Annotated in this window: 17 protein-coding genes; 11 read left to right on the forward strand and 6 right to left on the reverse strand. The window is 58.3% G+C overall.

Annotation, left to right across the window (positions count from 1 at the left end; genetic code table 11):
* Positions 1 to 94 precede the first annotated feature (94 nt).
* Positions 95 to 766 (reverse strand): ankyrin repeat domain-containing protein, encoded by a 672-nt coding sequence (locus tag ACE04I_RS02050; RefSeq protein WP_487206457.1) that lies wholly within the window; start codon positions 764 to 766, stop codon positions 95 to 97.
* A 354-nt stretch (positions 767 to 1120) separates the two neighbouring features.
* Here ACE04I_RS02050 and ACE04I_RS02055 point away from each other — a divergent pair, with 354 nt between their 5' ends.
* The 3 genes from ACE04I_RS02055 (at position 1121) to ACE04I_RS02065 (ending at position 3713) form a co-directional block, all read left to right on the forward strand.
* Positions 1121 to 2452 carry a solute carrier family 23 protein gene (locus tag ACE04I_RS02055; RefSeq protein WP_487206458.1) on the forward strand — a complete coding sequence of 444 codons (1332 nt, stop codon included), beginning with the start codon at positions 1121 to 1123 and terminating at the stop codon, positions 2450 to 2452.
* Between the two features lie 175 nt (positions 2453 to 2627).
* Positions 2628 to 3332, forward strand: coding sequence for a L,D-transpeptidase (locus ACE04I_RS02060; protein WP_487206459.1), 705 nt, complete (start codon positions 2628 to 2630; stop codon positions 3330 to 3332).
* A 57-nt stretch (positions 3333 to 3389) separates the two neighbouring features.
* On the forward strand, positions 3390 to 3713 hold the full coding sequence (locus ACE04I_RS02065) for a DUF6665 family protein (protein ID WP_487206460.1): 324 nt from the start codon (positions 3390 to 3392) through the stop codon (positions 3711 to 3713).
* Positions 3714 to 3726: 13 nt separating this feature from the next.
* On the opposite strand, the gene ACE04I_RS02070 is transcribed toward ACE04I_RS02065, so the two are convergent.
* The gene (locus tag ACE04I_RS02070; RefSeq protein WP_487206461.1) at positions 3727 to 4746 is read right to left on the reverse strand and encodes a LacI family DNA-binding transcriptional regulator; all 1020 of its coding nucleotides are present in this window, start codon (positions 4744 to 4746) and stop codon (positions 3727 to 3729) included.
* A 289-nt stretch (positions 4747 to 5035) separates the two neighbouring features.
* Here ACE04I_RS02070 and ACE04I_RS02075 point away from each other — a divergent pair, with 289 nt between their 5' ends.
* From ACE04I_RS02075 to ACE04I_RS02095, 5 genes are all read left to right on the forward strand, one after another.
* Entirely contained in the window at positions 5036 to 6082 is a 1047-nt protein-coding gene (locus tag ACE04I_RS02075; RefSeq protein ID WP_487206462.1) for an ABC transporter substrate-binding protein, read from the forward strand.
* Positions 6083 to 6145: 63 nt separating this feature from the next.
* Positions 6146 to 6970 carry an ATP-binding cassette domain-containing protein gene (locus tag ACE04I_RS02080; protein WP_487206463.1) on the forward strand — a complete coding sequence of 275 codons (825 nt, stop codon included), beginning with the start codon at positions 6146 to 6148 and terminating at the stop codon, positions 6968 to 6970.
* Positions 6963 to 8231, forward strand: coding sequence for a sugar ABC transporter permease (locus ACE04I_RS02085; RefSeq protein WP_487206464.1), 1269 nt, complete (start codon positions 6963 to 6965; stop codon positions 8229 to 8231). Before ACE04I_RS02080 ends, ACE04I_RS02085 begins: the two co-directional genes overlap by 8 nt.
* A 27-nt stretch (positions 8232 to 8258) precedes the next feature.
* Positions 8259 to 8987: an SDR family oxidoreductase gene (locus ACE04I_RS02090; protein WP_487206465.1), complete on the forward strand. Its 729-nt coding sequence runs from the start codon at positions 8259 to 8261 to the stop codon at positions 8985 to 8987.
* Between the two features lie 59 nt (positions 8988 to 9046).
* Positions 9047 to 10669 (forward strand): FGGY-family carbohydrate kinase, encoded by a 1623-nt coding sequence (locus ACE04I_RS02095; protein WP_487206466.1) that lies wholly within the window; start codon positions 9047 to 9049, stop codon positions 10667 to 10669.
* A 171-nt stretch (positions 10670 to 10840) separates the two neighbouring features.
* On the opposite strand, the gene ACE04I_RS02100 is transcribed toward ACE04I_RS02095, so the two are convergent.
* The 4 genes from ACE04I_RS02100 to glf all read right to left on the reverse strand — a co-directional run bounded on the left by ACE04I_RS02100 (position 10841) and on the right by glf (position 15646).
* Positions 10841 to 12511, reverse strand: a complete 1671-nt coding sequence (locus ACE04I_RS02100; RefSeq protein ID WP_487206467.1) for a hypothetical protein — start codon at positions 12509 to 12511, stop codon at positions 10841 to 10843.
* A gap of 268 nt (positions 12512 to 12779) precedes the next feature.
* Positions 12780 to 13703, reverse strand: a complete 924-nt coding sequence (locus tag ACE04I_RS02105) for a hypothetical protein (RefSeq protein WP_487206468.1) — start codon at positions 13701 to 13703, stop codon at positions 12780 to 12782.
* Between the two features lie 4 nt (positions 13704 to 13707).
* Positions 13708 to 14463: a glycosyltransferase family 25 protein gene (locus tag ACE04I_RS02110; protein WP_487206469.1), complete on the reverse strand. Its 756-nt coding sequence runs from the start codon at positions 14461 to 14463 to the stop codon at positions 13708 to 13710.
* Between the two features lie 31 nt (positions 14464 to 14494).
* Positions 14495 to 15646 (reverse strand): UDP-galactopyranose mutase, encoded by a 1152-nt coding sequence (glf, locus tag ACE04I_RS02115; RefSeq protein ID WP_487206470.1) that lies wholly within the window; start codon positions 15644 to 15646, stop codon positions 14495 to 14497.
* Positions 15647 to 16135: 489 nt separating this feature from the next.
* Between glf and ACE04I_RS02120 the strand changes: the two genes are divergently transcribed.
* The 3 genes from ACE04I_RS02120 to ACE04I_RS02130 all read left to right on the forward strand — a co-directional run bounded on the left by ACE04I_RS02120 (position 16136) and on the right by ACE04I_RS02130 (position 19993).
* Positions 16136 to 17926, forward strand: a complete 1791-nt coding sequence (locus ACE04I_RS02120) for an ABC transporter ATP-binding protein (protein WP_487206471.1) — start codon at positions 16136 to 16138, stop codon at positions 17924 to 17926.
* 246 nt (positions 17927 to 18172) lie between these two features.
* Positions 18173 to 19069 carry a nucleotidyltransferase and HEPN domain-containing protein gene (locus ACE04I_RS02125; RefSeq protein WP_487206472.1) on the forward strand — a complete coding sequence of 299 codons (897 nt, stop codon included), beginning with the start codon at positions 18173 to 18175 and terminating at the stop codon, positions 19067 to 19069.
* A gap of 195 nt (positions 19070 to 19264) precedes the next feature.
* On the forward strand, positions 19265 to 19993 hold the full coding sequence (locus tag ACE04I_RS02130; protein WP_487206473.1) for a hypothetical protein: 729 nt from the start codon (positions 19265 to 19267) through the stop codon (positions 19991 to 19993).
* Positions 19994 to 20083: the final 90 nt, after the last annotated feature.

A 20083-nucleotide genomic window follows, 5' to 3' on the forward strand; every position in this document is an offset into this window, starting at 1 on the left:
AGCGACGGCCGCCCATCCTTAGCCAGGATGGGCGGCTACGTCCGCTTCTTATCGTCTGTCACTCATCTCATCGGAAGCGTTCGATAATTGATTGCTATCGCGCGCGTCCGGCGAGAAGGGTCTCTTCGATTTCTCGATAGCCTCGCTGACGTGCATGCTGCAGCGGCGTGACGCCATCGTTGTCGGCAAGATTGACGTTCGCGCCGGCCTCAACCAAAAGCTCCACGATCTGCTGATGGCGCTTGCCGCCATCGCCCAGGATGATCGCCTCGAGCAGAGCGGTCCAGCCGAGATTGTTGACATGATCGACGTCGACCCCGGCGGCGATCAGCCTGCGCACCGTTTCAACATGGCCACGCTCGGCCGCGGGGATCAGCGCCGTACCGCCATAGCGATTGGTGCTTTTCAGGTCGGCACCATGTGCAAGGGTCATTTCGAGGATTTCAAGATGCCCCCGCGCCCCTGAATAAAGGTAGGGGCTGTCATTGATGTTGTCCTTCGCGTTCACGTCCGCCCCGGCATTGATGAGGGCTTTCGCGGCACCAATTTTGTTACCGTGCGTGGCGACAAGCAACGCTGTCCGGCCGGTTTCATCCCGCGCATCGATATCGGCCCCTTTCGAAAGCAGTTGCCGAATGGAGCCAAGATCGTCGTTAGCTGCTGCCGCATGCAGTTCGGTACCTTTCAAGTTTTCACTCCAAGCTGATATTGGGCTGGTGGTCAGCGCCACGAGGAGCAGGGCAATACGGGCAAAGGTGTTTCGCATTGAGGACGCAAACCTCCCTGAAAAATACGGCACCGTGTTGTTGCCGTTCCGCCTCCACCGATATGGCAGTTCTCACGCTCGGTTAAATGAACTGTCTTTGATCCACAGGGGCAGGAGCGCCGTAGGAAAACCTAGGGCAGCATATTCTGACCGTCGAGTGTTGTGGGAAAGCCATCCGGCCTCATGACAGCGGCGATCGATATCAGTATCGAAGGTTTGGCGCGCCGGTACCGCGAATCGACTCCTGTCGAGATCGGGTAACAGGGCGACCGATAATTCCAGTTCACGCCTTCGGCCCAGCTCGAGAAAGTTCCTCGACGCCGTTTGGCGGGATCGAACTTTGCGAGGCGAGCGATGCGCGAGGCAGGCGGCTATTTTCCCCGTTGGCGGCTGAAGACGGAAGGGCGCATCCTGCCCGAAGAGCGATTGCCCGCGGGGCAGACAATGGTGCTGGGGTTCCAGCATGTCGTCGCCATGTTCGGCTCCACAGTGCTCGCCCCGATCCTCATGGGGTTCGATCCAAATGTCTCTATCCTCTTTTCCGGCCTTTCGACGCTGATCTTCTTCGTCGCCGTCGGCGGGCGCGTGCCGAGCTATCTCGGCTCCTCCTTCGCCTTCATTGGCCCGGTTCTCGCCGCGACGGCTGCAACGGCCGGGGCACCCAATCCGAACATTGCGCTTGCGCTCGGTGGCATCATTGCGGCCGGGGCTCTTTATGCGCTGATCGGCGTCATCGTCATGGCCGCCGGCCATCGCTGGATCGAGCGGCTGATGCCGCCGGTCCTTACCGGTGCAATCGTCGCTGCGATCGGGCTCGTACTTGCGCCGATTGCCATTTCCAGCGCCTCGGGAACCGACCCAACAAATCCGGAGGGCGACCAGCTCTCGCGCTGGATCGCTATCCTGACCTTCGCCGCCGTCGGTCTGGTGGCGGTCTATGCGCCCGGCATGGCGCGGCGCCTGCCAATCCTTATCGGCGGCGCGCTTGCCTATCTTGCCTATCTCGTGCTTGCAAATGGTTTCGGCCTTGGTACGCCGATTGACTTTTCTGGCGTCGCGGCAGCTGCCTGGTTCGGCTGGCCGCGGTTCACAGCGCCGATCTTTTCTGCTTCCGCGATCACGCTGATCGCTCCAGTCGTGGTTATCCTGGTTGCGGAAAACCTCGGGCATATCAAGGCGATCGGCGCGATGACAGGGCGCAATCTCGACCCCTATCTCGGCCGCGCCTTCATCGGCGACGGCGTAGCAACCATGTTTTCGGGCGCCTTTGGCGGCGCAGGCATGACGACCTATGCTGAAAACATGGGAGTGATGGCGGTCACCCGCATCTTCTCCACGCTCGTCTTCCTGGTTGCGGCCGCGGTCGCGATCCTTCTCGGCTTCTCCCCGAAATTCGGTGCGCTCATCCAGACCATCCCGGGACCTGTAATTGGCGGACTTTCGATCGTCGTCTTCGGTCTCATTGCGGCGACCGCGGGCCGAATCTGGGTCGAGAACAAGGTTGACTTCGCCGAGCCGCGCAATCTCATCACGGTCGGCGTCGCGCTTGTGCTCGGTGCCGGTAACTTCAAGCTCGATATTGCAGGCTTTACACTTGACGGTATCGGCACAGCGACGATCGGAGCGATCATCCTCTATCACGCGCTCGACTGGGCGAAGCAACGCGATGAGCCAAGCCTGCCGTAAGGCAGTTGGAATATCTCAATGCTTAGAACCGGATATACGAGTCGCTGGCATTCATCACGATTTGGTGAGCTTCCGTGAATTGCCAGTCTTCCTATTTCGCGGCTATCAGCGCCCAATCTCGACGAATGGCCACAACGAGACCTGTCCAGCCGTAAGCGGGCAGAGGCCATAGTCGATGCCAAACGATCGGATACCTGCCTTGCCAAACCTCACACGCCGCGCCCTCTTGATTTCAACGCCTTTCGTTCTGTCCGGCTGCGTCAGCGCGGGGCGCGAGACCGTTTCGGTCAAGCCAGTGATAGCGGCAGAATATATTGCCATGTATTCGGCCATTGAAGGAGAGCCCTTCCCGGTCAAGGCCGCCGATCTGACGCGCGTCGCTCCGCAATTCTATCGTCGCGAGGTGGATTATCCGACCTTGGAGCCGACCGGCACCATCGTTGTCGACACGGCTGCCCGCTATCTCTACCTCGTCGGTGAAAACGGTAGGGCGCTGCGCTACGGGATCGGCGTCGGTAAGGCCGGACTGGAGTTCGAGGGCGAAGGTATCGTGCAGTACAAGCGCGAATGGCCGCGCTGGACGCCGACGCAATCGATGATCGCCCGCGAGCCGGAGCGCTACGGCCCGCTCGCTGGAGGCATGGAGCCGGGCGTGCTCAATCCGCTCGGGCCGCGAGCGCTCTACCTGTTCAAGAACGGGGTGGACACGCTTTACCGCATCCATGGAACGACGGAAGACTGGACAATCGGCAAAGCGGTCTCCAGCGGCTGCATCCGCCTTCTGAACCAGGACATTATCGACCTCTATCGCCGCGTGCCGCCCCGGACCCGTGTGGTCGTTCTGCAAGGGCCGTCCCCGATGCCGCCAGCAGCGGCGTGAGACACCGAAAGCGCAGCCTAGGAGAGTCCCCTACTCAGGGGTGGTCGGAGGCCCGCCATGAGTTTCAGACTGCCACGCTCCCTCTCGCAGCAATCGGGTTCCAGCTTCAACCCGCTTGAATACGAGCTCGCCTCCGAGGGGACTGATGCTCTGGGCCGCCACGGGCGAAAAGTTGAGGTAGAGCTCGCGAAATTGCGAAACTGGAGTGAAGACGCTCCTAGTCATAAGGACCGCGAAACGCTGGTCGAGAACACATCCGAAGCCGTCTGGGCATTTTTCATCCAGAGGGAAATTTGCGGTCTCCGCAACACGCGCGAGGTTGCCGATCGCTACGGGATACCCAACGAGGTGCTGGCGAGGCTGGGCGCCATTCGCAAGTGAAGCGGCTACCGCCTCATGCCACCCTTTCAGCGATAGGCATGATCTCGATCAGGTGCCGATCCGAGACGCCGTTGTCGATGATGTCGAAGATCGCGTCGAGCATTTTCGGCACGTCCTGGCGCACCATTTCGATGTTTTCGCCCAGCAGCGCCACGAAAGGATCGAAGTCGAAGCAGCCTATCTGCGGTTTCCGCTCGCCATAGTGGCCCGAACGGCGGAGCCAACGGATGACGCCTTCAAGCGAAATGGTCGAGTTCACGAACATTCCATGCGGCACCTTGCCGATTTTTTCGGCGAGTGCCTTCAGGCTCTGCTCCGCCTTTTCCGGCGCATAGCCGCAGGCCAGAATGAGGTCTTCTTCCGGCGTGATGCCGATCTCATGATGCGCCGCCCTGAAGCCCCTTATACGTTCCGAGGTATTGTGATCGCTCCCGCGGCCGCCGACGAACATGAGAGGCGCCTTCCGCCCCAACTCTTTTTCGTAATTGCTGAGCACCCGGCGGGTGAGTTCCAGCGCTCCCTGAAAATTGTCGGATATGACGGACGGAGAGTGCGTGCCCGGCAGATCGAGATTGACGGTCCTGACTCCTGCGGCGGCGCAAAGATCGGTAATGCGGTCCGGATCGGTGGCGCCCGTGGCGATCACATAATCGACCTGGTAGGAAATCATGGCCCGGGCGGCTTCCATCTCCAGGTCGGGATCTCGACGCGTGCAGGTGATGATCGGAAACAAGCCACGCTCGCGCGCCATGGCCTCGAAGCGTTCGACGATCGATCCGAAGTAACGGTTGTCGTATTTCGGAACGATCATGCCGATGATGCTTGACCGCTCGCGGCGAAGCACGCTCGCCTGCATGTTTGGCGCATAACCCTGCTCGTCGGCAATACGGATGATCTTTTCCGCAAGCTGGCTGCTGATCCGGCGTTTCTTCCAGTTGCCGTTCAAAACCGCACTCACGGCACTGGCGGAAGTGCCGGCCAGTTCAGCCAGATCGTAGATCGTCTTTCTCTTGGCCAGACTTACGCGTTTCACGAGTCGCACACTCCTTCTCAAGCGTCACCTTGACACCAATGAAGAGAAGTGGCAATTGTTGCTTCATCGATTGAGCAAGCCCGCTCAATCGATGAAGTAGGCAGCCCGAAAGAGCTGACCCAGGGAGAACATCGCAGGATTCACGTCAGAGAATCGCGGCAACGTCCGCGGTCCACGGATGCCCGCGATGAGAGGAGCAGGAGGGCGGTCCTCATGGACGACAGCTTCCTGGATGGACCAGCTCCCAAGTTCCGGGTGAGCAGCTTCACATCACTCATGGAGGAGACCGATGAGAACATTGAACCTGTTGCTGGCATCTGCCGCAATGACCGTAACCCTCGGCACAGCAGCCGCAGCCCAGGAAGCCGCCACCGTCGCCTTCCTGATGCCCGACCAGGCTTCGACGCGCTATGAGGAACATGACTATCCCGGCTTCAAGGCCGAGATGGCAAAGCTCTGCCCGGACTGCACCGTCATCTATCAGAACGCCAACGCGGACGTGGCGCTTCAGCAGCAGCAGTTCAACTCCGTCATCGCCCAGGGCGCGAAGGTGATCGTCCTCGATCCGGTCGATTCGGCCGCGGCCGCGGCCCTGGTGGAGATCGCCCAGTCCCAGGAGGTCAAAGTCATCGCTTATGACCGGCCCATCCCCGACAAGCCAGCCGATTATTACGTTTCCTTCGACAACGAGGCCATCGGCCGCTCCATCGCCCAGTCGCTCGTCGATCACCTCAAGGCCGAGGGCGTTCCCGATGGCGCGGGCGTCCTCCAGATCAACGGCTCGCCGACGGATGCCGCAGCCGGCCTTATCCGCGACGGCATCGATTCCGCGCTCGACGCCTCTTCCTACAAGACGCTTGCCGAGTTCGACACGCCGGACTGGGCACCTCCGAAGGCACAGGAATGGGCGGCTGGCCAGATCACCCGCTTCGGCGACCAGATCAAGGGCGTCGTGGCCGCTAATGATGGTACGGCCGGCGGTGCGATTGCCGCCTTCAAGGCAGCCGGCGTCAATCCCGTTCCTCCGGTGACGGGCAACGATGCCACGATCGCGGCGCTGCAGCTCGTCATTGCCGGCGAGCAGTACAACACCATTTCGAAGCCGTCCGAGATCGTGGCCGCCGCCGCAGCCAACGTCGCGGTGAAGCTTCTCAAGGGCGAGGCTCCGGAAGCGACGCATACGCTCTACGAAACGCCGTCCCAGCTCTTCGTGCCGGCCGTCGTGACCGCTAAGAACATCAAGGCTGAGGTCTTCGACAAGGGCATCAACAAGCCCGAAGAGGTTTGCACCGGAGAATATGTTGAAGCCTGCCGTAAACTCGGCATCATCAACTGATCTCTCGTATCCAGGCATCCGGCAGGACAGCCGGATGCCGCCCTTAGTCGAAAGGCATCCGGCATGGCAGAGAATATCAGCGGCACTTCCGAAGCAGGCGCGCCGGTCCTGCGTCTGCGCGGCATTTCTAAAAATTTCGGAGCTGTCTCGGCCCTCACCGACATAGACCTGGATGTCCATGCGGGTGAAGTCGTGGCACTTGTCGGAGACAATGGCGCCGGCAAATCGACGCTCATCAAGGTGCTTGCCGGCGTGCATCAGCCGTCATCGGGGACGATCGAGTTCCGCGGCCAGAACGTCACGCTCGACAGTCCCGGCAGGGCGCTCGATCTCGGCATCGCCACGGTTTTCCAGGACCTTGCGCTCTGCGAGAACTTGGATGTCGTCGCCAACCTCTTTCTTGGCCACGAAATGTCTCCATGGCGCCTGGACGAGGTCGCCATGGAAGTGCGCGCCTGGACGCTGCTTCGCGAGCTCGCCGCGCGCATCCCTTCCGTGCGCGAGCCGGTCGCCTCCCTCTCGGGAGGCCAGCGCCAGACAGTCGCGATCGCCCGTTCGCTCCTGCTCGATCCCAAGCTCATCATGCTTGACGAGCCGACCGCCGCCCTCGGCGTCGCCCAGACAGCTGAGGTCCTGAACCTGATCGAACGCGTCCGCGACCGCGGATTGGGTGTCATCATCATCAGCCACAATATGGAGGATGTCCGGGCGGTGGCCGATCGCGTCGTGGTCCTACGGCTCGGGCGCAACAACGGTGTCTTTTCGCCGGAAGCGTCCAATCAGGAACTCGTCGCCGCGATCACCGGCGCGACGGAAAACGCTGTCTCACGCCGCCTGGAACGAAAGTCCAGCCTCCACAGCCAGCAGAGCGAGATGCCGCATGAGTGAGAATGCTTCGAAGACCGCGCCGCAGGGGCGGCAAATGATAGCGCTGGACCGGCAGGATGAGCGCCTACGCCACGACCAGGGACTGGCCGCCGCCATCAAGGGCTTCATCGCCCGCATAAAATCGGGCGATCTCGGGATGCTGCCGGTCGCCGTCGGCCTGGTGGTGATCTCCATCGTCTTCAGCGCCTTGAACCCAATCTTTCTTGCGCCGAACAACCTCGTGAACCTCCTGTTCGATTGTGCGACTGTGGGCGTGATTTCGCTCGGCATCGTGTGCGTGCTGATGCTCGGCGAGATCGACCTGTCGGTGGGGTCCATGAGCGGGCTCTCCTCCGCCATGATCGGCGTCCTTTGGGTCCATTCCGGTTGGCCGCTCGGCCTTGCGATCGGGGCGGCGCTGCTCACCGGTGTCGCGATCGGCGTTCTTTATGCGGCGCTCTATAACCGCCTTGGCATGCCGAGCTTCATCTCCACGCTGGCCGGGCTTCTCGCGCTCCTCGGCCTGCAACTCTACATCCTCGGCCCGACCGGCTCGATCAATCTGCCCTATGCCTCGTCGCTCGTCCGCTTCGGCCAGATCCTGATCATGCCGGATTGGCTTTCCCATACGCTGGCGGCGGTGCCGGGCATCGTCATGGTCATCGCCGGCATCGGCGCGGCACGGCGACGCACGGCAGCAAACCTGTCTGCCCAGCCGATCCGCACGCTGGTTCTCAAGGCGCTCGTCCTGACCGCCATCCTCGAATTCGCGGTCTTCTACCTCAACCTCGGCCGCGGCGTGCCGTGGATGTTCGCCCTCTTCGTTGGCCTCGTGGTCATCTTGAACTATGCCCTCACCCGCACGCAATGGGGCCGGTCCATGTTTGCCGTCGGCGGCAATCGGGAGGCGGCCCGCCGCTCGGGCATCAATGTGCGGCGCATCTATCTGAGCGCTTTCGTGCTCTGCTCGACGCTCGCCACGCTCGGCGGTATCTTGTCGGCTTCGCGTCTTGCCTCCTCCAGCCAGCAGGCGGGCACCGGCGACGTCAACCTGAACGCCATCGCAGCCGCCGTGATCGGCGGAACCAGCCTCTTCGGGGGCCGGGGCAGTGCCTATTCGGCGCTACTCGGCATCATCGTCATCCAGGCGATCTCCAACGGGCTGACGCTGCTCAATCTCAGCTCGTCGCTCCGCTACATGATCACCGGAGGCGTGCTGGCGATTGCCGTCATCGTGGATTCGCTCGCACGCAGGTCCCGTGTCAGTCACGGACGCGCCTGATTTTCAAATCTCAGCAGGAGTTTTTCAATGGCCGATCTCATGAAAGGCAAGGTTGCGGCTATCACCGGAGCGGCGTCCGGCATCGGGCTCGAATGCGCCCGCATTCTTCTCTCCGAAGGCGCGAAAGTGGTGCTCATCGACCGCGCCGAGAACCGCCTGAAGCAGCTATGTGCGGAAATGGGACCGAATGCTCTGCCGCTGATGGTAGACCTGCTTCAGCCGGCCGAGGTCTCCGGCATGCTGCCGCGCATTCTCGAACTCGCCGGTGATCTGCATATTTTCCACGCCAATGCCGGCGCCTATGTCGGCGGCCCCGTCGCCGAAGGTGATCCCGACACCTGGGACCAGATGCTCAACCTCAATATCAATGCAGCCTTCCGCTCGGTTCACGCCGTCATGCCGCATATGATCGAAAGGAAGACTGGAGACATCCTCTTCACGAGCTCGATCGCGGGCGTCGTTCCGGTCGTATGGGAGCCGATCTACACCGCCTCCAAATTCGCCGTGCAGGCCTTCGTGCACAGCACGCGGCGCCAGCTCGCGCCGCACGGCGTGCGCGTCGGCGCGGTCCTGCCCGGACCCGTCGTGACGGCGCTGCTGGATGATTGGCCCAAGGCGAAGATGGAGGAAGCGCTTGCCAATGGCAGCCTCATGCAGCCGCGGGAGGTGGCCGAAGCGGTTCTCTTCATGCTGTCACGCCCGCGCAACCTCACCATCCGGGATCTAGTGATCCTGCCAAACAGCGTGGATCTCTGATCTTCTTCGCGGCGGGTTCTGATCCCGCCGGAACCTTTCCTGCAGACAGCGAGAACGTGATGTCGAAGAATTCACCCGCACCGGCCACCGCAAAATACATCATCGGCGTGGATGTCGGTACGGGCAGCGCCCGGGCAGGCCTTTTCGACCTCACCGGCCGCATGCTCGGATCGGCCAAGCGGGACATCACCCTTTTCCGCGAGGCCGGCTCGATCGTCGAACAGTCCAGCGCCGAGATCTGGTCTGCCGTCTGCGCGGCGGTGCGCGACACGATCGCCCGCTCCGGCGTCGACCCGAATGAGGTGGCCGGCATCGGTTTCGATGCGACCTGTTCTCTTGTCGTTCTTGGAGACGGCGGACGCCCCCTCCCCATCGGCCCCTCCGAAGACCCCGAGCGCGATATCATCGTCTGGATGGATCATCGCGCCGTCGAACAGGCCGAACGGATCAACGCGACGGGCCATCCCGTGCTGCGCTACGTCGGCGGGCGCATCTCGCCCGAGATGGAAACACCGAAACTCCTCTGGCTGCGGGAGAACAGGCCGGACGTATTCGATGCCGCCTGGCAATTCTTCGATCTTGCGGATTTCCTGACCTGGCGGGCGACGGGAGATCTCGCGCGCTCCACCTGCACGGTGACCTGCAAATGGACCTATCTCAGCCACGAACGGCGTTGGGATCCTGACTACTTTCACAAGATCGGCCTTGGCGTGCTGGCGGACGAGGATTTCGCACGCATTGGCCAGCGGATTCTCTATCCCGGCACGCCGGTGGGAGCCGGCTTGACCGAGCGCGCCGCCGAAGAGCTTGGCCTGCCGGCGGGCATGCCAGTCTCTATCGGCATGATAGATGCCCACGCGGGCGGAATAGGCACGGCGGGCGCCGACGGCAACCCTGATCGGAATCTTGCCTATGTGTTCGGAACTTCCTCCTGCACCATGACCAGCACGTTCGAGCCGGTTTTCGTGCCGGGCGTGTGGGGGCCCTACTTTTCGGCCATGGTTCCAGGCATGTGGCTCAACGAAGGCGGTCAATCGGCCGCCGGCGCGGCCATCGAACAATTGCTGTCTTTTCACCCGGCGGCAGGCGAGGCGCGGTCTCTCGCACAATCCAGGGAGCTTTCGCTTCCGGTTCTCCTCGCGCAGCTTGCCGAAGAGAAGATCGCCTCCTTGTCCGATGTGGTGACGCTGGCCGAGGGACTGCATGTCGTCCCGGAATTCCTGGGAAACCGCGCGCCCTTTGCCGATCCTCACGCCCGTGCGATCATCTCGGGGCTTGGCATGGAGAAAGACATCGCTAGCCTCGTATCGCTCTATATCGCAGGACTATGCGGCATAGGCTACGGACTGAAGCAGATTCTCGATGCCCAGGAAGCCGCTGGCGTCTCCACTGACAAAATCGTCATCAGCGGCGGGGCAAGCCAGCTCGACCTGGTTCGCCAGCTTCTTGCAGACGCGACGGGCAAGCCGGTCATCGCCACCCGTTCCGATGAGCCGGTGCTTCTCGGCTCCGCGATCCTCGGAAGCGTCGCAGCCGGCCTGTTTCTCGATATCCGGGAAGCTATGACCCAACTATCCGACGTCGATCGCGTCTACGTGCCGAGCGGCGAGACCGGTGAGATCCATACCCGAAGGTTTAATGCCTTTGTAAGATTGCAGTCGGCTGGCAGGGAGTTGAAATAATTGGCCTAAGGGACTATTAGGACCATAGAGAGGTCTACCGCAATCCTATTAGTTCGGCTACATCTTTCCCTGCAACAAGCTTCGAATCTGCGTCGCAGCCCTCCATCCGACGCGATTGATCCGAAGGTGGCATTTGGTGATGGCCTCAGCGAGGCATCTTTCACCACTCAGTTATTCCGACGGCCGCGGGTGATTGCCATCACAAACGTCGGCGAGCGCGCGTTCCCAAAACTCCTGCGATCGAACCTTTGCATGGTTATTTTTATAATCCCGCTCCACAACTTCTAGTTGCTTTCTGAAGTGACGGCGTAATCTGCGTATGCGCCGGCGCCCTTCAAAAAACCGCTTCTTGTCACGTTCAAGCAGTAAACCGTAGCCTCCTTGCTCGAACGCGACATAGCGACATAAACCAACGTCGGTTTTTGCCAAGTTCCCGCGATCGCTGTGGTTCAAAATTGTATTTTTGCTCAACCAATCAGGTACGAGATGCCCCCAGCAGGTTAGCACATTCTTAACTCGCCTAATTCCTTTCGCCTTTTTTGGCGTCCGCAAACGCATCATATCCTCTTGTAACATTATCCGCTTTGTATCATTTGCGCCTAAAGCTCTGATAGTTTCGATAGCGGAGGGATTGTCACGAAAATGTTGGATACCTTTCATTACGTCTTCAAGACCCGCTAGGCCCGCCTCCATGCGGGCATAGTCGAATGCACGCCCCTGCTCCGAAGCAACCTTTACAAGCTGAACAAATGTTCTACGTATCCGCTCCATGTTTCCATGCAAAAAAGCCAAAGCAAGAAGACTTCTTGCGCTAAGGTACTCAGTGGCACAATTGATCTTCTTTCCGAAATCTTCGCTTCGACTCGCTATTCCATTTAACGATACTATTTTAAAAGCATTTGCTAGCGAGAAATCGATGTCGTCACCGCGCACAAAAAATGGGAAGGGCAAATGCTTCACACAATTAAGGGGGAATGCAAAATACCACCACGCTCCGTAATTACCTTCGACCAGTAGTTCATTACGGACAAGGTCTACTCTCCGTGACAAATCAAAATTATTACCTTGAGGTCGAAGTGGAATCGTGTGTTTTTCAAACTTGGAAAAAAGCGCTGTCTTTTCGTGTTGAACTGTCGGACGATCATTGAACAACATCGATCCAGAGACAGCGGTACTCTCATCGAGAGCATTGCTCAGGAGTGCAATCGCGCGCCAAACACTGCTGGGTTCACAACTCGCATCGTCGTCCATGAACAAGACATGTGTGAAGCAACCCGCTTTGCGTGCTTCAAGGAGACCTCGCGTAAAACCGCCGGCACCACCAAGATTTGCGTTCTGTAGGATGGTCACACCCGGCAATGCCATTTTAGGGAGTGTCTGCCCATTATCAATAACAAACAGCCTGCCGAATTTTCCATCTGCCCCTGGTATGACCTTTTCTGCAAACTTCTCAATCGCCGCCAGTGTCTCCTCTTCTCTTCGGAAAGAAGTAATAACGCCGGCGAGACAAACCTCCCTTTGAGGCTCAGACAACGTGTTCCATTCTCCGGCCTTAACGTGCACAAACTCGTCGACTGCCTCAATTTCGACGCCAATTATAACGGCAGAACGGTCTGCTGGCGTTTTGAAGAAGACGATCTCGCCGCTTGAGAGATCGTAAACCACCTCGCGGACCAACGACGAGGTGGCGTGCGGGTCGAGCTTATAGAGCCTCAGAATCACGCGACCTTCACCATGGAGGCAAAGACCAACATCAGTGATTCCCGTGATATCGAGCCATTTCAACACGCTGAAAGCGTTGTAGTAGGTGATGCAATCCAAGCACTCACCACTGCGCAGCATGAGACCCTCCTTCACAAAGGGCCTATGACCGGGCTCCCTCTCCCATCGATGGAATAACGCACACTCGCCAGAGAAACGATTGCGATAAAAGGTAAACTTTTGAAGAATTTGCATGCGGCTCTATCATCTTTTGCTTAAGCAGTTCAACTGCCGGACTATCGCTATATTACTCTACGAAATAGAGCAGTTGACATGTACTCAAGGCGAAAACCGCATGCGCGCTCAGGCCAATGTGCCCTTACGCAAAGAAATAGATGTTGAATCAACATCACAAACCTCCACCTCTGCCATCGTTCAGCAAATCTAATTCCAAGCGCTTTATATACTGTCGCTTGAGAACCTGCAGAGACTTCTTGAATGCGAGAACAGGATTTCGGAAGCTCCCGAGATCGGGCACCCAGGCACGAAACATCGCCCAGCCCATCGCGATCTGCCGATCAATTCTGCTGCCGTCAATTGTGATGCCCGCATAGGCAAGCGGGACGACCCGTCCTTCGGGAAGACCCACGCGGGTCCTGAGCAGGCCCTCTTCTTCCTGCGCATGAAGACCGGCCGATTTAATGGCGCCTTTCAATTGGCTGCCGATTGGCCGGGTGTGATGGACGGCGACATCATCAAGGATGGCGGCGCGGAACGGTCCGCTTTCTGGCCAGCGGCACCAGATGTAATCAAGGCCGTAGCCGCTCATCGTGCCTTCAAAATAGGGTAGTGCCCGCTTGAGAAGCGCGCGGCTGAGGCACGGGACCATTATCTCCACATGATTGACATAACGCAGCCGGAAGGCACGGCACTGGCTGAAGATAAAATGGGAGAAGTAGCTGTCTCGCGTTAATGCAGGCTGGCAAACCGCCAGTTTGTAGGTTCGCGCGAGATCGAACATACGATCGATCGTCTCGCCATCTGATGCGATATCGTCATCCGGCAGCCAAACATAATCATAGTGGTCGAGTTCCGGTAGCGTCGTCAGTGTGTTGAAGAGCCCGTCCCATTTCCCACCCTTAACCAGAACGGCGGTGACGCCCGGTTCGGCCTTATGCCCGGCATAGGCAGTCTCGGAAAAGTAGCTGACGACGAGATCGAACGTTCGCGTCTCGTAAGGACGGTTCAACCAGCCGGGATGCAGCGAGCGTTCGCCGGCGCGAACTACGACAAGATTCGGCCTCGGCGGAAGATTTATGGATATTTCCTGCATCGGGCTATCGGACTTTGCGTTTCAATTGGGCTATTTCGTAAGGACCGGCAGTCCGTATGCCCCAACGGAATGCAGCCTGATAGCTGAGATTGCGCCAAAATCGGGTCAAGGCGGAAGGTTTGCTCTCCACGCGCGCACCCTCCAGGCCGCTGACATTGTGCTGGCGCTCACGGATGAGCGCTTTCTCAGTCACAAGAATCGGCACGCGATGTTCCCAATGGCATTTCAGGTCGATATCGACTGGGCGGAAAAAACGCTGTCTCCGCTCCAACAGCGCGGCAGCGGGGCCGGCACCTATGATATAGCCGGTGGTGCGGGGTGGAAGCAGGCTGTTCGTCGCCAACCAGGTGTCACCGATCTGCTGAAGCCTCCTGGAGCGGCGGGGCGCGTTCCCATCAAGCTTCACGATGACGTTCGAGAGATCATAAGCCACGATCTCGTTCAGGAACGCAGTCGGATCACGCGTGAACTCGAAATCATCCTCCAGGATCAATGTCGCCTTGGCACCGGATTCGACCAGATGACGCCACATCTGAAGATGTCCGAGGTAACAACTGATCTCGCCGGCCGACAGCGGCCGCTTGAATGCCCGGGCATTCGTCGCCGCGTCATAGTGGCAGTTCGAGATCTCTTCAGGCAGCCGTCCTCCGTCGACGGCATCGAAGAACTCGAACTTCATCCCGTAGCGGCCAAGCTCCGCCCGCGACGCTCGTCGACGGCTGTCTGCTGAGGGTAAGCTCAATACAAGAACATTCAACATGCCCGGTCTCCGCTCCGACCCTAGCATCATGTCATATAGGCGAATGGACAAAAGCCGGCATTTTTATGCCTTCTTCCTTCTTTGACAGATAAAGCCGGGCCGTGTCGAGCGCTTCCCGTATCGTCACGTCCATGTCGAGGTACCGGTAAGTGCCAAGACGCCCGACGAAGGTTACTCCTGATTCCCTTTCCGCGCGTGCGACATAGTCGGCGAGAAGCGCCTTCTCCTTGACCATCCGGATCGGGTAATAGGGCACGTCATCAGGTTCGCAGCTACGCGAATATTCACGATAGCATACGGACTTGGCCTGTTCCTCCCAGGGCGAGAAGTGTTTGTGCTCGGTGATTCGCGTGTAAGGCACTGAGAAGTCGCCGTAGTTCATCACCGCGCATCCCTGATAATCACCCTTATAGGTGAAGCGCTCGAAATCGAGCGTGCGGTAACCGAGCCGGCCAAGCTCGTAAGCAAAATAGCCGTCCAGTGGTCCGGAATAGAAGACGTGGGCGAAGTCCGCCGCCTCGCTGCGGTCGAAATGAACGCCCAGCTTCACCGTAATGTTCGGGTGATCGAGAATGCGTTCCACCATTCGGGTGTATCCGTTTTCGGGCATGCCCTGGAACTTGTGGAAGAAATAATTGTCGTCATAGTTGAAGCGAACGGGAAGCCGCTTCAGGATTGAGGCTGGCAGTTCGGTAGGCGAACAACCCCATTGCTTCTGCGTATAGCCTTTGAAAAAGGCCTCATAGAGGTCCTTGCCGACAAAGCGGAGGGCCTGCTCCTCAAAGGTCTGCGGATCGGTGATTGATTTGTCAGCCTGCTCTTCGATGAAGGCGCGCGCCTCGTCCGGCCGGAAGGTCTTGCCAAAGAACTGGTTGATCGTGTGCAGATTCACGGGCAAGGAATAGACTTGGCTGCCGCTTGTCGTCTTGACGCGATTCTTGAACGGCATGAAGGTCTCGAAACCGTTTACATAGCCCCAGACCTCAGCGTCGTCCGTGTGGAAGATATGCGGTCCATAGACATGGACCATGACGCCCGTCTCGTCATCGCGCTCGGTATGACAGTTGCCTGCGATATGGTTGCGGGTATCGACGATCTCGACTTCATGACCGGCCTGCGCGAGTTCGCGTCCGATCACCGTCCCCGAGAGCCCTGCCCCAACCATGAGAAATTTTTCAGCCATCCGTTTCCCTGCTCATTCCGCCACCAACATGCAAAAAATACCCGGATCGGTTTGCCGATCCAGGGCAAATAGACGTTATTAATGTATATTTTAACCCGGCAATATACGCTGTGTGGTCCATTAGCAAGTGCTGACAGTTTCAATTGGCACAACCGCTAGGAGATTGGCAAGGAACTGGTACATCGATGTACAATCGAGAGAATGCGGGTGACGCCCGTCGCCATCGAGAAGGGCAGTTGCATCGCGTTTGTTGCATAAGGCGGCGGAGAACGCTAAGTACGCAGCAAATTTGCCGGCCTTGACCATTCTCGGGCCAGACGCACGAGACAGACAGGGTCTAGTTTGGATTTTCTCGATAGGCAGCGTTTTGGGGGAGGCGGCGAGAAGATCGCGAGCCATAGGATGATGGCGCACAAGCGCCCATCGCGACACGGATTTCGCGACGGGCTGTGCATCCGGGTTCGGAAGCAAGAGTAAGAAGGTATTTAAATGCTCCGAAAACGCTTATCAGCATTCGATAGAGGGCTGTTGCTGCGCCTGCTTCGGGAAAATTTCAAGAAGCATGCGCTCTGGTATGGGATCGCCACTGTGGCGATGCTCGTCACTGCCGCCATGACGTCGCTCAGCGCCTGGATCATGCGTGACATCGTCAACGAGATGGTGGTCTCGCGTGATATCGGAAGGGTCATGAACATCGCGACCGCCGTCGCGGTGATCTTCATCGTCAAGGGTCTCGCCACATTCATCCAGGGCTACTATCTCGGCCAAGCCGGCAACAGCATCGTGGCCGAGCAGCAGCGCCGCATCTATGACCATCTGCTTCGGCAGGGCGTTTCGTTCTTCCAGAACATGCCGGCCTCCGAGCTTCTCGTGCGCGTGACGCACAATGCCCAAGCCGCCCGCGCCGTCATCGATACGATCGTCACCTCCTTTGTACGCGACCTCTTCTCGCTGCTAGGCCTCATCGCCGTGATGTTCTATCAGCAACCCATTCTCTCGCTGGTTTCGCTTGTCATTGGCCCTATGGCGATCATCGGCGTGACGCTGCTTTTGAAACGCGTGCGCAGGATCATGGAACTTGAGCTCGCCTCGCTCGGGCAGATCGTCCAGATCGTCCAGGAAACCGTCATCGGCATCCGCGTCATCAAGACCTTTTCGCTTGAGAAGAAAATGGCGGCCTCGATGGACAAGGCGGTTTCGGATGTCGAAAGGCGCGCCAACAGTATTGTGCGCCTAGAATCAGCGACGAGCCCGATCATGGAAACGCTTTCGGGACTTGCGATCGCCGGCGTTATCGCGTTGAGCGGCGTCCTGGTGCTTGAGCATGGCGGGACGCCCGGCGAACTGATGTCGTTCATTACGGCGCTGCTGCTCGCCTACGAGCCTGCGAAGCGCCTGGCACGTATGCGAATCGGCATCGAGGCTGGCCTGACCGGCGTTCGCATGATGTTCGAGGTTCTCGATCATCCGATTACTCTGCGTCAGGCTGAGGATGCAGTCACCCTTCCACCGGGCAAGGGCCAGATCGATTTCAAGGCGGTCCGTTTCGCCTATTCCGGCGATCACGCGATCCTGCACGATATCGATCTCAATTTCCCTCCGGGCAAGATGACGGCATTGGTCGGTCCCTCGGGCAGCGGCAAGTCGACGATCATCAACCTCATCCTCAGGCTCTATGACCCTACGCAAGGTTCGGTCGAGATCGACGGGGTCGACATTCGTGGCGTGACATTTGCCTCGCTCCGCGAACGCATGTCCTATGTCGGCCAGGATACCTTCCTTTTCGCGGGCACGATCATGCACAATATCGCGCTTGGAAAACCTGGCGCGACGGAGGCCGAGATCATCGAAGCCGCAAAGGCGGCCAATGCGCACGACTTCATCACGACGCTTCCGAAAGGCTATGATACCAATGTCGGCGACAATGGCGGCAATCTTTCGGGCGGCCAGAAGCAGCGCATCGCGATCGCACGAGCCATGCTGCGCGACAGCCAGATCCTCATTCTCGACGAAGCAACGAGCGCTCTCGATTCAGAGACAGAGGCTCTCGTCAGCGACGCCTTACAGAGATTGACAACGGGACGGACGACGATCGTCATCGCACATCGCCTGTCCACCGTTGCCAAGGCTGACAAGATCATCGTGATGGAAGAAGGGCGCGTTGCCGAAGAGGGTACCCAGCGTGAATTGCTGGCCAAGGGCGGCCTTTATCACCGCCTCTACAGCTACCAGTTCCTCTCCGACGATGCCGAAACGGAAAAAGTGGCGGCGCTAAGCTGATTGCTATTAAGGCTTACCGGCGGGGGCTTCACTTCCAGGACTGAGGGCCTTCGCTGCCCTCGGCCAGCGCCGCAAAGCATCTCATCTGACGGACTTCCATTCTCTATCTCCATCTACCTAGGCCTTTCCGCCAGGTGCAGATCATCTATTAATCGCCATCTTGGATCAATATGTTATTTTTTGATAAAGCAGAACCCATGAATTCCGGTGGTAGACGGCGAATCGCCTTTGCCCTATCGATGGGATATGAAATCGAGCCTCGAACATCTGCCTGAAAAGAAGCAGCGCGAGCTTGCCCGCGTCGTCGAGATCATCCACGAGGAGTTTGCCGATACACTCGCGGGAAGCTCGGCCGCCTTCAAGACGCGCGGGCGGATCCTGAAGATCATCCTGTTCGGCTCCTATGCCCGCGGCACCTTTGTCGACGAGCCGCATACGATGAAGGGCTACCGCTCCGATTACGATATCCTGGTCATCGTCAGCTCCAAGAAACTGGCCGAGCCGCAAATATGGGACAAAGCGACCGACCGGCTGATGTGGGACAAGGGTGTCTCGACGCCGGTCGGGCTGATCGTGCATGGCGCCCGCGAGGTGAACAACTTCCTGGCCGACGGGCAGTATTTCTTCGTCGATATCCTGCGTGAGGGCATCGTGCTCTACGAGCTCGACGATCGGCCGCTGGCCGAACCGAAGCGGCTTTCTCCCGCCGATGCACTCAGGGTGGCGAAGGAGCATTTCGACAAAAAATATTCGGCGGCGGCCAGCTTTCTCGATACATCACAATATCTGTTCAAGAAGGGTCAGTTCAATCATTCAGCATTCGAATTGCACCAGTCAATCGAGATCGCCTACTCCTGCCTGCTCCTCACGCTCACCAACTACAGCCCGCCATCACACAATCTCAAATTCCTGCGTGGCCTTGCCGAGGATCATGACCGTCGGCTCATCGAGGCCTGGCCGCGTGACCAGCACCGCTTCACTGCCTGGTACAACATCCTCAACGAGGCCTATGTAAAGGCTCGCTATTCGAAGCATTTCGAAATCACCGAGGAAGCGCTCGTCTGGCTTCTCGAGCGGACGGAGCATCTTCACCGTCTCGTCGAGGCGATCTGCAAGGAGCGATTGGTGGAATTGAATGTCTGAACGCAGCCTCACGTGGAGGAAGTGCTTGGCAACCGGCTCCATACTGGTATCTGAGCATCGATCTTACCGACGAGCCAACCTCGCCGGCGGCACTCGCCAGCCCTCGCAACGGTTCCATCGATTGGAGAAATGAGTAGCGTGCTCGACTGCTATTGGCTATCAGTGCGAAAGCACGCGCACATAAGGGATGGGACCATGGATTTTACAAGTTTTGATTGTATCGACATTGGAGGCGATAGCAATTCAATCGAGTGGGCTAAACAGTATTTGGGCGCGACAAACCCGATCGGGCTCAATATTGAGAAAATCAGGCTCGACAACATGCGTAGAGATGGGATTTCGTGCGTAGAAATGAACGCATTCGACATCCCCGACGGGGTGCGGGTAGATTACGTTTTTATGAGCCATCTTCTGGAACACCTGGAAACGGCCCAGCAAGTTATTGACCTCGTTGAGAAGTCGGTGAAAATGGCAAAAAAAGGCGTTTACATTGGCGGCCCTTTTTTCGAGGATGACAATTATCTCCGAAGCTATGGCTTGAAATTTGTATGGGGAGATTGGATCGACCATATCTCCCGCTTTGGAGTGTACAATTTTCTTCCCCAGCTACGCCATACAATGAAGGGTCAAGTCACCACCTCCCTGGGTTTCCCGATATTCGATTCCTCCCCAGATAATGTGGTCGCCATTGATGAGCGATCCAACATTATGAGCTACGAGACTCAATGTACTACGCCCAAAGACAAAGTTTCGTTCGCGAGGCCCATCTTCCAGGAGTTTTTAACCTTTATCAAAATCGATCCGACTGTAGATCACGCGAAAATCCACGAAATTAGGCATGGTAAGCAAGGACTTGCATCTTGGCTACTTTGGGAAAACGCTGAAACCGAGGCGCTAGCTGCAATACATCGGCTTGCGTATTGAGGACCGGATCTGCTTCACGCTGCTCCCCACAAAAGCCCAGTGCTTGATTTTAATTTCTTCACGTGCGATGCGATCCAGCGTTGCGCTGTA

It is taken from the genome of Rhizobium moroccans (assembly GCF_057559155.1).